The sequence below is a fragment of the Pseudoflavonifractor sp. 60 genome (assembly GCF_009911645.1).
GTDB lineage: Bacteria > Bacillota > Clostridia > Oscillospirales > Oscillospiraceae > Lawsonibacter.
The window spans coordinates 1-13,480 of record NZ_QWKI01000035.1; the positions used below are offsets into that span (position 1 = coordinate 1).

Here is a 13,480-nt window from a genome sequence, read left to right on the forward strand (position 1 = left end):
GTGCCTACACAAAGCGGAACAGTTCTAGTGACTGTTCCGTTTTTTTATATCATAATTGCGCCACAACAATAGGAGGGCTGTATATGAATCACCTGGAATCCCTGCGTCGATCTAAGGACGAAATTGACACCGGAATCAGGAAGCGCCACGATTTGAAAATTCCAAGCACGGACGAAAAAGCGCGCCCAGAGCAGGTGGGACAACTCCTCTATGTCTATCCAATCGAGTGTGGTACGCATCTGGCCATGCGTAAATATCTCGACCAGCACTATGACAAAGAGGACTTGCTCTGGGAACCGCCCTTTTTGGAGTGCATCTATTCGGACCATGCAAAAATTGCAGCGGACACACAAAAGAGCGGTGAGGCTCGGGGAGCGATCCCGCTGTCCCCACTGTTGGCGGAGTCCATTCGTCTTTCCACTGGCAAACTGCCCCAGATACCAGATGATTTGTTTCAGATCAAGACCTTAGTGGTAAACAGCCCCAATTATTACCATTCCCCCTATCTTGGGACACATATTCTATGGCGTGGGAAATATCTCCTGACGGATTTGGATGCTCTGCCTGTATTGTCCTCGCATTTCTATTATAGCCCCGGAGATTGGACTGCGTTGGGACGGATGAAGCGGCTTCACTCCTTGACCGTTTGTAATGTTCATATTGAAGATTATAAGGTGCTGTCCGGTCTGACGGCTTTGAAGAAGTTGAATTTGCAAGGTGCGAATTTCACAGCGGATATGCTGAAATGAGATCTTTGCTGGGCGTGAGAGGAGGCCGCGACGTGACTCGACGGGAAATGTATTGTGCTGCCAGAGCATCCTTTACGTTCCTGCATTGGTATTTCATTCTGCTGTTTTTCGTCCTTATAGTAGGGCTTGCGGCAGGGCCGGAGGGCAGAGAATTGACCCCGCTGCTGATATTTTTTGCGGCGGCGGCAATGGCATCGCTGTGGGTCAAGAGGGCGGTGGTCCGTGATCTCCTGGAGGGAAGCACGGAGACCGTCTGTGGCTCCGTCCTTGGCCGGGAGGTGGCAGACAGCCTGAAGTTTTTATGGGTCGAGTACCTCTCCGTGGATACGGAGGCGGGCATTCTCAAGCTGGTATTGTTCCAATCTGGTCCTGGAAGGGGGCTGCTGAGCGGCCGTATGACGCTGACCTATTTGCCTCGGAGTAAGATTGTTGTGCAAATGGAGGCGTTGGAGAAGTCCAGCGGCCCGCCTCACCGCACTAAGGAGTGGTACCGGGAAAGGCCCCAGCGAGAGAGGGAGCTGCTCAAGCCCAGAGCCTCCCGGTGGCATGAGGGTTACTGGTTCTGGGAGAGGCTGTACTTGCTGGGCGCATCGTATATTGGGTTATCAAAACAATCTGTAATTTTTTATAAAAATTTCCCATCCAAAAGCAGGATGGGAAATTTAACTTATTCAGATAGACTGCCGGAGCCGCCCATCAGAGCGGTAAGCTTTTCGATGTGCTCCAGAGGGAAGGGCGGCAGGGTGAGGGGCTTCAGGGCGATGGACATCAGCTTCATGGGGTTGTCGTCGGCGGCGACCCGGTTTGAGTCCAGTTTGCCGCAGCGCCTGCAACGATGGATGACCGCCCACTCTCCGCCCTTGCGGACCCAGACCCCGATGGGCTCCATGATGCCGCCGCAGTCAGCGGCACGGTCCCCGGGTTCCTCGTCCACATGGAGGCTGCTCAGACAGTTGGGGCAGTGGTTGCGGTGGGCGCTGCCTGCCGCATCGGGGACCACAGGTCGCCCGCACACCTTGCAGAGGAAGCTGTCGCGGCAGGGATGAGTTTTATAGTAACCCTTTTCGAATGTTTTTCTCTTATTTTCCCGATTCATGGGAATTTCCTCCTAAAAGTTATGATTCTTTTGGGAGGTCGGCCTTTGGGTGCAAACCTCCCGGTTTAACCCGCAAGCACCGAATCAAAATAATTTTTCATGGATGTTCCTCAATTCTAACTGTTATTGTTGTGCCGGCCACAACGTGACGTATTATAGCATAACTTCAAATTCTTTGCAATACCGTAAATCTGTCAAAAGAGTTTCCGGTGTCAGCGTTACCTCCAGGCTGTGCCCGTCCCAGATGAAGTCCAGTGTTTCATAGAAGCGTCGGGCGCGGTCATTTTCCCGGAGAACATAGAGAAAACAGCCGGGATAGCCCTGCGTGCGCAGACGGCGGAGGACTTCCTCCATCACAATGGAGCCGTACCCCTGCCCCCAACAGCCTGGGTGGGTGTAGAGGGAGACCAGTTCCCCCCAGGCGGCCAGGTCAGGGGAGCTGAAGGAACAGATGGTGTCGCCGGCGCTCTGGTCGACCCGAGCGGGACCATAGGTGGCGCAGCACAGGGGCCGGCCTGCCGAGTAGAGGAGGAGTCCGTGATAGACGCCCTCCTCCGCATTGTTCCGAAACACCGGGACCCACCGGTCATCAGTAATTTCCCGGGACATATAGTCCGACGGAATGCTGTCTTGATAGGCGGCGCGCCAGCCCAGGGCGTGAAGGAGGGACATATCCCGGAAGTGCTCCTCTGTGCAGGCGTCAATCAGCTGAAATTGCTCCATAACATCACCTCAAAACAAATGGACGGCCGCTGGCCGTCCATAATTTTATCACAATCGAACAATTTGTTCAATGGGCAGAGAGCAAAGCGCCGCCTGCGCCTCACTGCGCAGACCGTGTTGGGCGTTGATGGCCTCCATAATGGGGGCGCGCAGAGCGGTGGGGACCACAATGGCTACAATTTCCCGCTCGGCTTTCAGCTCCACCTCATAGGCCTGCTCCAACTCCTTCCGCCCAGACAGGCGGCCTTTAATCACCGTTCCTCCCCGGGCACCGTGGGCTTTGGCGGTGGACATGACGTCATCCGTGCAGCCCCGGGCGCATACTACCAAAATCAAACTGTTTTCCGTTCGTTCCATCTCAGTTTCCCCCTTTTCTTTCAAATTTTCGGCGTGATAGGCGGCCAGGTTGGCGACCAGACTGTTCAGTCCGGATACGGGGATGGATACCACAATGCCGGCTCCGCCGGTATGGCCCCGCAACTCGTTATCCAGGTCATGGAGCAGCTTTCGGGCGGCAGAGGCGGCGGCAAAGCTGATAAGCACGTCCTTTTCACTGGAGCCCAGGCCCAGGATGTCCATGATCTCCGAGGTGGCGGTGCCTTTTCCGGAGCACTGGATGTGAATGGGCACATAGCGCTTTCGGTACAGCCGCAGCATGGCGGCGCCCTGGCCCCGCTCTACAATAGAGAGGATCACTTTCATCTGTTCCATACAAATTTCCTCCTCTCAGTCAAAATAGAGGATCATATCCTCGACCCGGTCCATGCGGGAGCGCAGGCGGCGGCGGGCCAGCTTGTGGCGCACGATGCTGAGCAGACCCATCACCTGGATGGTGACCAGGGGGGTCATAGCCACCATTGCCACAATGCCGAAGGCGTCCACCATCATGTTGCCTCCCAGGGCGTGGCAGGCCCCCTGGGCAAAGGGGAGCAGGAAGGTGGCCGTCATTGGCCCGCTGGCCACGCCGCCCGAGTCGAAGGCAATGCCGGTAAAGATGTTGGGTACCAGGAAGGACAGCCCCAGAGAGATGGCGTAGCCGGGAATCAGGAGCCAGAAAATATTCAGGCCGGTGAGTACCCGTACCATAGCCAGTCCCACCGAGACGCAGACGCCGATGGACAGAGCCAGTCCCATGGCCCGGTGGGAGATGGAGCCGTTGGAGACCTCCTCCACCTGCTTGGTGAGGACGGCCACGGCGGGCTCCGCCTTGACGATGTAGTAGCCGATGAGCATACCGATGGGGATCAGAAGCCACTTCTGGCCGCCGGAGGCGATGGTGGCCCCGATGAGCTGGCCGGCGGGCATAAAGCCGGCGTTGACGCCGCACAGGAAGAGGACCAGGCCCACGTAGGTGTACAGCAGTCCCAGCCCGATACGGAGCAGCTGGCCCCGTCTGAAGCGGCGGGTGAGCAGCTGGAAGACCAGAAACAGCCCGGCCACCGGGAGCAGAGCCATGGCCACATCCTTCAGGTAGGTGGGGAAGGAGCCTGCGAAGTACTGGGCCGCGTAGGCGGTGGTGGAGATGGTGGGGATGTCGTTGAGGGAGGAGGTTGCCGGCTCAGGCAGGTAGATGATGCCCAGCAGCAGTACGCACAGGATGGGGCCAATGGAGCACAGGGAGATCAGGCCAAAGCTGTCGCTGGCGGAGTTGCTGTCGCTGCGGGTCGAGGCGATGCCCAGACCCAGAGACATGATAAAGGGGACGGTAATGGGGCCGGTGGTGACGCCGCCGGAGTCGAAGGAGACCGGGATGAAGTTGCCCGGCGCCAGGAAGGCCAGGAGGAAGACCAGGCCGTAGAAGAACAGCAGCAGCCGCCGCAGAGGAAAGCCCCAGCGGATGCGCAGGGTTGCTGTCACCAGGAACAGGCCGACGCCCACCGCCACGGTGAGGATCAGAACCCGGCTGGGGATGGCGGACACCTGCTTGGCCAGCACCTGGAGGTCGGGCTCCGCCATGGTGGTAAGTACGCCCAGGAGGAAGAAGACCAGAATGGGCAGGAACAGTCCCTTTCGCTTGCTGAGGACAATGCCGACCCCCTCCCCCATGGGGATCATGGACATATCCACGCCCAGGGTAAACAGCCCCATGCCGCCCACCAGCAGGATAGCGCCAAAGAGGAACAGTACCAGCGTCCCCGGGTCCAGAGGGGCGATAGAGATGGACAGCAGAAAGACGATGGCGGTGATGGGGAGCACCGAGGACATGGACTCCTGGATCTTTTCCATCAGTTGTTTGTTGAGGTGCAAGGGCTCCGCCCCCTTTTCAAAATAAATTTCCAGTCTATTATACTGGAGAAAAGAGGATGTTCCCAGAAACTTTATGGCATCTTAACACCCAGAAGAGAGATTTTAACAGGATAAATCTTTTTCAGGCATAAAATTGAGGATTGTATTTTGGAGAAGAAAGCAATATAATGGGTTAGACCCTATGGGATACAGAGAAGGAGGATAAAACTATGGCCGTGGAATACCGAAACCTGATGGAAGATTTTGTCATACAGAATTTGAACGCGGTGATGACAGGAGCGGGCTGCTGCACCTGTGACGCCTGCAAATCCGATGTGGCGGCCTACGCACTGAACCACCTGACGCCCCACTATGTCGCAACCCGCCAGGGCCGGCTGATGGTGAAGCTGCAGAGCTATGAGATGCAGTCCCGGGCTGACGTGGTGGCCGCCATCAGCGAGGCGGCGATGGTGGTGGGCAAGAGCCCCCGGCACGGACGGGACTAAAGCAATACAGAGACGGCAGGGAGCGGCGAAGGGGCTGTGCCCTGCCGTTTTCAATGTCTGGAAAAATCCAGCGGCAGAGGAAACTTTTTCCCAGAAGAAGCGTCTGTAGTATCAGAGGAAAAAGAAAGGAGAATTTCTGATGAAACGAATGCTCTCTACGCTTCTGGCTGTCCTGCTGCTGACCGGCTGCGCCAGAGCCGGCGGCCAGAGTATGTCAGGGGACAGCAGCGGTCTGTGCGATCTCCGGCCTGTGGAGGACCCCGCCTTTCTCAGCTACGCCCTGGCCCAGCCTGTCTATCCGGACTTTCCCCAGCAGCCCCGGTTTCCGGAGGGGGCGGGCACCGAGGAGGAGTGGGACGCCTATCAGGAGGCCTATGACAAGTACATAGACGCCCTGATAGCCATGCAGAGCGAGGCAGTCAGGCCCACAGAGGAGGAGTGCGCCGCCGTGGTGGACTTTGCCGCCCGCAGCATTGCCCTGGCCCTGGCGGAACAGGAGGGAAAGAACGCCGTCTATTCCCCGCTGTCCCTGTGGTCTGCCCTGGCAATGGCGGCCCAGTGCGCCCAAGGGGAGAGCCGACGGCAGGTGCTGGACGCCCTAGGCGTGGACAGCGTGGAGGTCCTCCAGGAACAGGTGTCCCACCTCTGGCAGACCCTGTACACCGACGACGGCCTGAGCGCCCTGATTTTGGGCAATTCCATCTGGCTCAACGACGGGATGGAGGAGAGCTATGTTCAGGACACGCTGGACGCTCTGGCGCAGAAGTACTATGCCGGGGTCTATTCTGTGCCCATGGGGACGTCAGAGGCCGACCAGGCGGTGAGCGATTGGGTCCGGGAGCAGACCCGGGGGCTGATCGGCGGGGAGGGCCCAATCGTCCAGCTCCAGCCGGGTACCCTGGCTCTGCTGGTCTCCTCTCTGTACTACAGGGCCGGGTGGACAGATGAGTTCCACGATGACCAGACAGAGATGGACACTTTCACCGGCGCAGACGGCCAGGAGGTGCGGGTTGACTTCATGCACCAGACCCAGGACGCCCATTTTATCCGCAGGGAGAGCTATCAGGCCGCCCAGCTGGGGACCGAGCTGGGGGAGATGGTCTTCGTCCTGCCCGCGGAGGGGGGCGCGCCGGAAACGCTGCTCCAGGACCCGGAATTTCTGCCCGACCTGGATTTTTCGCTGGACTTTCCCAGCGAGGAGGACGCCGCCAAGGCCCCCATTTATGGCGAGGTGCAGTGGTCGGTGCCCAAGTTCGATGTGGACTCCAGCCTGGATTTGAAAAGTGCGCTGGCCGCCCTGGGTGTGACCGATTTGCTGGAGCCGGAAAAGGCCGACCTGTCCGCCCTCACCAATATAGAGGCATTCCTTAGCCAGGTCCGGCAGCTGGCCCGGGTGAAGGTGGACGAGGAGGGGATTGAGGCCGCCGCCGTCACCATTATGATGGTGGAGCCGACCTCCGCCATGCCGGAGCCGGACCCGGAGGTCTGCGTCATGGATTTGGACCGGCCCTTCCTGTTTGTCATCCGCAGCTGGCAGGGCGTCCCCCTGTTTGTGGGCGTTGTGAATCAGCTGGCATAGTGTAAAAATCCCTCCCGACAGGCGTCAGGAGGGATTTTTTGTGTGAATAGGGGGAATATCCGCTGCTTAGTACATCCCCATGTCGGGAGCGGGGGCGGCGGGAGGTGCGGGGGGCTGGGGCTTGTCGGCCACCAGGGACTCGGTGGTCAGCAGCACGGAGGCGATGGAGGCGGCGTTCTCCAGGGCGGAGCGGGTCACCTTGGTGGGGTCCACGATGCCGGCGGGGATCATGTCGCAGTACTCCTCCTTGTAGGCGTCGAAGCCGTAGCCCACCTTGCCGGACTCCTGAATCTTGGACAGCACCACCGCGCCGTCGATGCCGGCGTTGGCGGCAATCTGCTTCACGGGGGCGGTGAGGGCCCGGGCGATGATCTGCACGCCGGTCTTCTCGTCTCCCTCGGTCTCAGAGAGCAGCTTCTCCACGGCGGGGATGGCGTTGAGGTAGGCAGTGCCGCCGCCGGCCACAATGCCCTCTTCCACAGCGGCGCGGGTCGCGTTCAGGGCGTCCTCAATGCGCAGCTTCTTCTCCTTCATCTCCACCTCGGTGGCGGCGCCCACCTTGATGACGGCCACGCCGCCGGACAGCTTGGCCAGCCGCTCCTGGAGCTTCTCCTTGTCGTAGTCGGAGGTGGTGACCTCGATCTGGCTCTTGATCTGGCCGATGCGGGCCTTGATATCGTCGCTGCTGCCGGCGCCGTTGACGATGGTGGTGGTCTCCTTGGTGATCTTCACCTGGCGGGCGGAGCCCAGCATGTTCATCTGAGCTTCCTTCAGCTCCAGACCCACGTCGGCGGAAATGACCTCTCCGCCGGTGAGGATGGCGATATCCTGGAGCATCTCCTTGCGGCGGTCGCCGAAGCCGGGGGCCTTGACGCAGACCACGTTCAGGGTCCCGCGGAGCCGGTTGACAATCAGGGTGGACAGGGCGTCGCCCTCCACGTCCTCGGCGATAATCAGCAGCTTCTTGCCGGACTGGACCACCTGCTCCAGAATGGGCAGCAGCTCCTGGATGTTGGAGATCTTCTTGTCGGTGATGAGGATCAGAGCGTCGTCCAGTTCAGCCACCATCTTCTCGGTGTCAGTGACCATATAGGGGGTGATGTAGCCCCGGTCGAACTGCATACCCTCCACAACCTCGGAGGAGGTCTCAGCGGTCTTGGACTCCTCAATGGTAATCACGCCATCGTGGCCCACCTTCTCCATGGCCTCGGCGATCAGCTTGCCGATGGTCTCGTCGCCAGAGGAGACGGTGCCAACACGGGCGATGTCATCAGAGCCGTTGACCTTCTGGCTGTTGCTCTTCATGGCCTCGATGGCGGCCTTGGCGGCTTTGGCGATGCCCTTCTTCATTACCATGGGGTTAGCGCCGGCAGCCAGGTTCTTCAGACCCTCGCTCACAATGGCCTGGGCCAGCAGGGTCGCGGTGGTGGTGCCGTCGCCGGCCACGTCGTTGGTCTTGGTGGAGACCTCCTTCACCAGCTGAGCGCCCATGTTCTCAAAGGGGTCCTCCAGCTCGATCTCCTTGGCGATGGTCACGCCGTCGTTGGTGATGAGGGGAGCGCCGAACTTCTTGTCCAGCACCACGTTGCGCCCCTTGGGGCCCAGGGTGATCTTCACGGTGTCGGCCAGCTGGTTGACGCCCTTCTCCAGCGCCTTGCGGGCATCCTCACCGTAGCAAATAATTTTAGCCATAAAGCATTACCTCCAATATCAATTACAAATCAAGATGTTTTGCCGTCCAGCCGCACTGCTCACGACGGCTCGGACGCTTCCTTGTTTACTCAACAATAGCCAGAATATCGTTCTGGCGGACGATGGTGACCTCCTCGCCGTCCAGCTTCACCTGGGTCCCGGAGTACTTGCTGGTGATGACCTTGTCGCCCACCTGCACGGTCATTTCGACCTCCTTGCCGTCCACCATGCCGCCAGGGCCAACGGCAATGACCTCGGCCACCTCGGGCTTCTCCTTGGCAGCGCCGGTGAGGATGATGCCGCCCTTGGTGGTCTCCTCCGCCTCCACCAGTTTCACAATGACGCGGTCAGCCAGGGGTTTGAGTTTCATAATGGGTTCCTCCTTATATCACTTAATTTTTTGGATCAACAAAATTGGATTTAGCACTTGAATCTTTTGAGTGCTAACTTCATCTAAGATAATAACCGCTTCCGGCAAAAAAATCAACCCCTAAATTCAAAAAAATAGGGGTCGGTTTGAAAGGATTTACATTTCGTTCACAAAAAGACTTCTTGAGTGCTAAAAAATAGGGGCTTTTCCTCAATCTCCGTCCCCGGCCTTGAAGTTGTACACCGGGCGGATGATCTCCTCCACGCGGACGGTGGGGGAGATGTTGTCCAGAATGGCCTCCATAGGCTTGTAGGCCATGGGGCACTCGTCCAGGGTTGCGGCCCCCACAGAGGTGCTGTAGACGCCGTCCATCTCCTTCTTAAAGGCGGAGACGGTGAAGGAGGCCTTGGCGTCTGCGCGGCTCATCAGCCGTCCCGCCCCGTGGGGAGCGGAACAGTTCCAATCTTCGTTGCCCAGGCCGGTGCAGATCAGGGACCCGTCCCGCATGTTGATGGGAATCAGCAGCGTTTCCCCCGCCTTGGCGGACACTGCCCCCTTGCGCAGCACCATCTCCCGGGTGTCGATGTAGTTGTGGATGGTGGTGAACTCCTCCTCCGGGTGGAGCTTCATCCCCTTCACAATCTCGTCCGCCATCGCCTGCCGGTTCAAGGCGGCAAAGCGCTGGACGATCTCCATGTCGTGGAGGTAGTCGTCAAACAGCTCCCCCGAGACGTAGGCCAGCACCTTGGGCACCGGGGTCCGCTTGGTGGAGCGCAGCTTTTTCAGTTCCTTCTGGATGGATTTCTCTTTGCCCTGGGCCTTCAGCGCCGCAATCAGCTCCTGCTCCGTCTGGGGGTCGGAGCGGTTGAGCACCTGATAGCCCGCGTTCTGATACCAGTTGGCCACCTGAAGCCCCAGATGCCGGCTGCCTGAGTGGATAATCAAATACAGCCGCCCCTGACTGTCCCGGTCCACCTCGATAAAGTGGTTGCCGCCCCCCAGGGTCCCCACGCTCTTCTCGGCCCGGAGCAGGTCCATATGCCGGGCGCAGCGCAGCTCCTCCAGGTCGATTTTCCCGGCGTACCGGTGGGGCTTCTCCCGAATGGCAAAGCCGGAGGGAATCCTCTCCCGGATCACCTTGTCCAGCTTTTGCAGTTCCAGACGCTCCTCCCGCAGGCGGACCGTCTCCATGCCGCAGCCGATGTCAACCCCCACCAGGTTGGGGACCACCTTGTCGGTGATGGTCATGGTGGTGCCCACGGTACAGCCCGCGCCGGCGTGAATGTCGGGCATCAGGCGGATGCGGCTGCCCTGGACAAACTCCTGATTGCACAGGGCGATGACCTGACCAATTGAGGCCTGGTCCACTACGTCTGTGAATATTTTTGCGGTATTATACTGTCCGGATACTTCCAGCACCGGTTTTCCCTCCATTTCCTTGGGGTCTTGCCGGCAATTATCCTGTCTGCATCACGGAATAGCTGCCCCGGACCAGCAGCCTTACCGCGCCGGAGGCGGTGAGAGTCCGGTCGGCAATGGTAGCCATATACAGGTGATTTTTGGTGAGAGCGGTCCCGGCGATTACCGTTCCGCCAGAGGTCAGGTCGATGAGGGCGGGGCTGCTGTCGGCCTGGACGGTGACGCCCCCGACTCGGAGAAGGACCTCACAGCCCACGCCCAGGCCCATCACCTGGCCGTCGTTCAGCGACACCAGAGTGTAGCCCGCTGAGCTGACGCTTCCGCTGTTCCCCGCCTGCTGCTGGTACTGGCTGATCAGACTGGCAAAGGTCTGCTCCAGCTCCTTCTGGCGGGCAGCGGTCTTCTCCTCCACCTGCTTGACGATCTGGGGCATAGCGGTTTGATTTAAGTAGCTCAAGGTCACCAGCGGGTCATTCTGATCTCCGCCCTCCGCCAGTGCCGCCCCTGTGCCCAGCAGCACGGCGGACAGGGCCAGCGCCCCCAGGCGGATGGTCCAACGCTTGTCCAGCTTTTTCATGAAATCCTCCATTTCTTATGTAATATGTGGTATGCCAGGGACAGTAAAGAAGCCGGGGACGGCCCGCAGGCCGTCCCTGCATATTCACACCATGGTCTCCGGGTGGAGGCCAAAGCTCACCGCAATGGCGGCGTCCACCTGCTTCATCACACTGTCGTCCAGACGTCCCATCTTCTCCCGCAGGCGGCGTTTATCCAAAGTGCGCACCTGCTCCAGAAGGATGACCGACTCCTTGGGCAGGCCGCAGCTCAGGGGAGCCACCGAGATATGGGTCGGCAGCCGGGCCTTTCCCGTTTGGGAGGTAATAGCCGCGGCAATGACGGTGGGGCTGTGGCGGTTTCCGGTGTCGTTCTGCACGATGAGGACAGGGCGCACACCCCCCTGCTCACTGCCCACCACGGGGCTCAAATCGGCGTAGAAGATGTCGCCTCGTTTTACGCTGTTATCCAAGTACACTCACACTCCGCTGGAAGATAGCACCGCGTTACAGCCGGGCGGAACGCCTTTATGTAACGCTGTACTATGATTCTCCCACGGGGCGGCGGGCTTTATACCAGAAAGCACGGAGTTTTTCTGGATTTCCATCTTCATCCAGCTGCCCATAACAGGCGGGGATCAAGGTGGGGTCGCTTCCGGAACGAAAATTTGAGCCGTCACATGACCATCTGGCCCCGGCCCACTCCAACGCCCGCCGCGCCCTGCTGCCCAGGGACTGGCCGCCCCTCGCTCCAACTCATTCTATGTCGGGACAGGCCGGGCGGTCACGGGATTCAGCGTTCCGAATCTGGGGCCTCTTTTTCCAAATAAATACGGGGGACCCGGGGGGAGACGCGGCAGAGCAGTTCGTAGACGATGGTGCCGTCCAGCGCCGCCGCCCGCTCAGTGAGGCCGGGACCGTAGACGTTGGCCGTGTCGCCGGGCTGTACGCTGTCCAGATGGGTCACGTCCACCATGCACATGTCCATGCACACCCGCCCCAGGATGGGACAGGGGGTATTGTGAATGAGCACGTCCATCCGATTGGACAGGGAGCGGGGGAAGCCGTCCCCGTAGCCGATGGGCAGTACGGCGATTTTGGAGTCCCGCTCCAGGGCAGCGGTGCAGCCGTAGCTGATGCAGGACCCGGCGGGCAGGTCCCGGACAGCGGCGATCCGGCTCTTCACCGACATCACCGGCTTGAGGCCGATGTTCTCCATAGAGGGGTCTGGCATCCAGCCGTACAGGGCAATGCCGGGGCGTATCATGCCCAGATGGGTACAGGGATAGTTTAACACGGCGGCGCTGGCGGCGCAATGGTTAATTTTAAAAGCCAGGCCTTCCTCGTGATACAGCTCATTGATGGTACACACGAAGGCGTCATCCTGTTGTCTGGTATATACCGGGTCGCCGTCCGCGTTGGCGAAGTGGGTAAAAATGCCCTCCGCCTCCAGGCCGGGCAGGGCGCACAGGGTTTTGATCTCCTCCTTGAGGGCAGGGCCCACAAAGCCCAGCCGGCCCATGCCGGTGTCCAGCTTTACGTGGATCTTCAGCCTCTTTCCGGCGGCCACGGCGGCGGCGGACAGGGCTCTGCCCGTCTCCAGGTCGCCCACCGTCTGGGTCACGTCGTAAGCCAGCAGCTCCCCCGCCAGCTCCACCGGGGTCTGGCCCAGGCACAAAATGGGCAGAGAGATGCCCGCCTGGCGCAGCTCCACCGCCTCGTCCAGACAGGCCACCGCCAGCATATCCGCCCCCAGGCGCTCCAGCTTCCGCCCTACCTGCACCGCCCCGTGGCCGTAGGCGTTAGATTTTACGACCCCCAGGAATTTTGCCCCGGGAGCCAGGGAGCGCAGCAGGCGGTAGTTGTGGGCCAGGGCGTCCAGGTCGATCTCCGCCCAGGTGCGGACCATTCTTCTGTCTGTCATAGGTATTGCCTCTTTTGCATTCGATTTTGTGCAGGGGAGCCCCTACGAAATGGTAAAATTGGAAAATTCACACAGGATGGCCCGGAAGCCGTCCACGCTAATTTCACCCCGGACCAGAGTGTGGGCGGCGGCGTCGAACCACAGCGCCGTCTCGGTGCCCTGGCCGGGAGAGCCGGTGGGGTCGCCGCAGTCAACCCGGAGCAGAGCGCCCTCCTCCTCCAGAGCGCAGGCGGTGATGTAGCCGGAGCGGGCGGCCTCCAGCAGGGCAGGGAGGGCGGACACCGGGGTTAAGCCGCTGCTGTCCAAGGCGCCGGTCTCCACCGCTGTGCCGTCAAACTCCAGAAAGCTGTCCTCCCCGGTGATTCGGCCGGTGAGCCCCGCCACCGTCTCCGGTGCGGAGAGAGTCAGCACCGTATCCTCCCCGCTGACCGAGACCTCCATCTCATATTGATACACCCGCTGGCCGTAGTCGGCGGTAATCGCGGCGTGGGCGGCGCAGTTTTCCATAGCCAGGTATTCCCCGCGGATGGTCAGGGCCAGCTCCTCTCCCTCGCTCACTCCCGCCTCGCCGCAGCCGGTGAGGAGAAGGGTCATCATTAGTACGCAAAACAGCCGTCTGCGCACAGTGTTACCTCCAGTTGA

The 13,480-nt window shown here is 60.0% G+C and carries 14 protein-coding genes; 3 read left to right on the plus strand and 11 right to left on the minus strand.

Annotated features, from left to right (window positions below; all coding sequences use genetic code 11):
- Positions 1 to 83: 83 nt before the first annotated feature.
- Entirely contained in the window at positions 84 to 749 is a 666-nt protein-coding gene (locus tag D1646_RS04115) for a hypothetical protein (RefSeq protein WP_160635232.1), read from the plus strand.
- Between the two features lie 667 nt (positions 750 to 1,416).
- On the opposite strand, the gene D1646_RS04120 is transcribed toward D1646_RS04115, so the two are convergent.
- From D1646_RS04120 to D1646_RS04135, 4 genes are all read right to left on the minus strand, one after another.
- A complete protein-coding gene (locus D1646_RS04120) occupies positions 1,417 to 1,845 on the minus strand; it encodes an RNHCP domain-containing protein (RefSeq protein ID WP_160635233.1) in 429 nt (142 codons plus the stop codon).
- A gap of 153 nt (positions 1,846 to 1,998) precedes the next feature.
- Positions 1,999 to 2,568 carry a GNAT family N-acetyltransferase gene (locus tag D1646_RS04125; RefSeq protein WP_160635234.1) on the minus strand — a complete coding sequence of 190 codons (570 nt, stop codon included), beginning with the start codon at positions 2,566 to 2,568 and terminating at the stop codon, positions 1,999 to 2,001.
- A gap of 48 nt (positions 2,569 to 2,616) precedes the next feature.
- Entirely contained in the window at positions 2,617 to 3,279 is a 663-nt protein-coding gene (locus D1646_RS04130) for a hypothetical protein (protein WP_160635235.1), read from the minus strand.
- A 15-nt stretch (positions 3,280 to 3,294) separates the two neighbouring features.
- Positions 3,295 to 4,815: a DUF1538 domain-containing protein gene (locus D1646_RS04135; RefSeq protein WP_243154012.1), complete on the minus strand. Its 1,521-nt coding sequence runs from the start codon at positions 4,813 to 4,815 to the stop codon at positions 3,295 to 3,297.
- A gap of 209 nt (positions 4,816 to 5,024) precedes the next feature.
- Between D1646_RS04135 and D1646_RS04140 the strand changes: the two genes are divergently transcribed.
- Together D1646_RS04140 and D1646_RS04145 are read left to right on the plus strand one after the other, a co-directional pair.
- The gene (locus D1646_RS04140) at positions 5,025 to 5,300 is read left to right on the plus strand and encodes a late competence development ComFB family protein (protein ID WP_160635236.1); all 276 of its coding nucleotides are present in this window, start codon (positions 5,025 to 5,027) and stop codon (positions 5,298 to 5,300) included.
- A 139-nt stretch (positions 5,301 to 5,439) separates the two neighbouring features.
- Positions 5,440 to 6,879: a serpin family protein gene (locus D1646_RS04145; protein WP_160635269.1), complete on the plus strand. Its 1,440-nt coding sequence runs from the start codon at positions 5,440 to 5,442 to the stop codon at positions 6,877 to 6,879.
- A gap of 66 nt (positions 6,880 to 6,945) precedes the next feature.
- On the opposite strand, the gene groL is transcribed toward D1646_RS04145, so the two are convergent.
- From groL to D1646_RS04180, 7 genes are all read right to left on the minus strand, one after another.
- Positions 6,946 to 8,571: a chaperonin GroEL gene (gene groL, locus D1646_RS04150; RefSeq protein WP_160635237.1), complete on the minus strand. Its 1,626-nt coding sequence runs from the start codon at positions 8,569 to 8,571 to the stop codon at positions 6,946 to 6,948.
- A gap of 85 nt (positions 8,572 to 8,656) precedes the next feature.
- Positions 8,657 to 8,941: a co-chaperone GroES gene (locus tag D1646_RS04155; protein ID WP_160635238.1), complete on the minus strand. Its 285-nt coding sequence runs from the start codon at positions 8,939 to 8,941 to the stop codon at positions 8,657 to 8,659.
- Positions 8,942 to 9,151: 210 nt separating this feature from the next.
- On the minus strand, positions 9,152 to 10,360 hold the full coding sequence (locus D1646_RS04160) for an RtcB family protein (protein WP_160635239.1): 1,209 nt from the start codon (positions 10,358 to 10,360) through the stop codon (positions 9,152 to 9,154).
- A 37-nt stretch (positions 10,361 to 10,397) separates the two neighbouring features.
- On the minus strand, positions 10,398 to 10,937 hold the full coding sequence (locus tag D1646_RS04165) for a hypothetical protein (protein ID WP_160635240.1): 540 nt from the start codon (positions 10,935 to 10,937) through the stop codon (positions 10,398 to 10,400).
- Between the two features lie 84 nt (positions 10,938 to 11,021).
- Positions 11,022 to 11,387: a type II toxin-antitoxin system PemK/MazF family toxin gene (locus D1646_RS04170; RefSeq protein WP_160635241.1), complete on the minus strand. Its 366-nt coding sequence runs from the start codon at positions 11,385 to 11,387 to the stop codon at positions 11,022 to 11,024.
- Between the two features lie 320 nt (positions 11,388 to 11,707).
- Positions 11,708 to 12,838, minus strand: a complete 1,131-nt coding sequence (gene alr / locus D1646_RS04175) for an alanine racemase (protein ID WP_160635242.1) — start codon at positions 12,836 to 12,838, stop codon at positions 11,708 to 11,710.
- 42 nt (positions 12,839 to 12,880) lie between these two features.
- Entirely contained in the window at positions 12,881 to 13,462 is a 582-nt protein-coding gene (locus D1646_RS04180; protein WP_347565126.1) for a hypothetical protein, read from the minus strand.
- Between the last annotated feature and the right edge of the window lie 18 nt (positions 13,463 to 13,480).